Genomic DNA, 661 nt, shown 5'->3' with positions numbered 1-661 from the left:
TGAGATACCCCGCACTATTGCCGAGTCGAGCAGGATCGACCGCCGCGGTTTGTTCAGCCAGTACCCGCGTGATGCGGCCGTCGATCTCGACCTCGGGCCGAAAAGTTGCCGCTCGGGCTGATGTTGAAGTCGGCGCAACGAGCCACGTCGATAATGGCAGCTGGTCGGATTGAACCACGACGGCATATCGGGAGCCGGATTGCTCGTGCCCGCGACTGCGACCTGGAGCGTGGAGTCGGAAAACCTCACCACGCACGGAGCGTCTCCATGTCGCGCAGCACCTGCATTGCCTCGGCACGGTCTGACTCGTCCGCAGCGAGGTCCTCTGCCTCGGCGCGAATCGCCGCGGCGGCCTTTTGGCGTGCTGCCTCGATGAGAGCCGCCCTAACCGCCGCAGATATCGATGTCCCGTCCCTGGTCAAGACAGCAAGGGCGCGAGATGCATCCTCATCGGGTCGGAAGGTAATGGTGTCGGCCATAAACGTAGTGTACTACAATTTGTAAGACAGTGGCCCCTTGCGCCAACCTGCTACGAATACGCGGAAATCGAATATGCGGCTTTGCCCGTAAGCCCACCCCGTTAGGTGCATCGATATTGCCTGTTGAGCAGACAATTCTGCGGTGGGGAGTAGGAGCCGGCCAGCACGCCTCTGAAGCCACC

General features: G+C 61.3%; 2 protein-coding genes. Both read right to left on the bottom strand.

What is annotated here, in order from left to right:
* A partial coding sequence (locus tag F6Q13_RS19235) for a type II toxin-antitoxin system PemK/MazF family toxin (protein ID WP_293059917.1) occupies window positions 1-256 on the bottom strand: 256 nt, incomplete at its 3' end.
* Complete coding sequence (locus F6Q13_RS19230; protein WP_293059914.1) at window positions 246-479, bottom strand: hypothetical protein; 234 nt, start codon at window positions 477-479, stop codon at window positions 246-248. The genes F6Q13_RS19230 and F6Q13_RS19235, both read right to left, overlap by 11 nt.
* Between the last annotated feature and the right edge of the window lie 182 nt (window positions 480-661).

It is taken from the genome of Mycobacterium sp. (assembly GCF_008709575.1).
In the GTDB taxonomy this organism is placed as follows: domain Bacteria; phylum Actinomycetota; class Actinomycetes; order Mycobacteriales; family Mycobacteriaceae; genus Mycobacterium.
The sequence above is the reverse complement of the archived record's forward strand: the minus strand, read 5'-3'. Positions and strand labels throughout refer to the sequence as shown.

Coding starts and splice junctions, on each gene's coding strand:
- F6Q13_RS19230 (WP_293059914.1), bottom strand. CDS start 479: ATGGCCGACACCATTACCTTCCGACCCGATGAGGATGCATCTCGCGCC.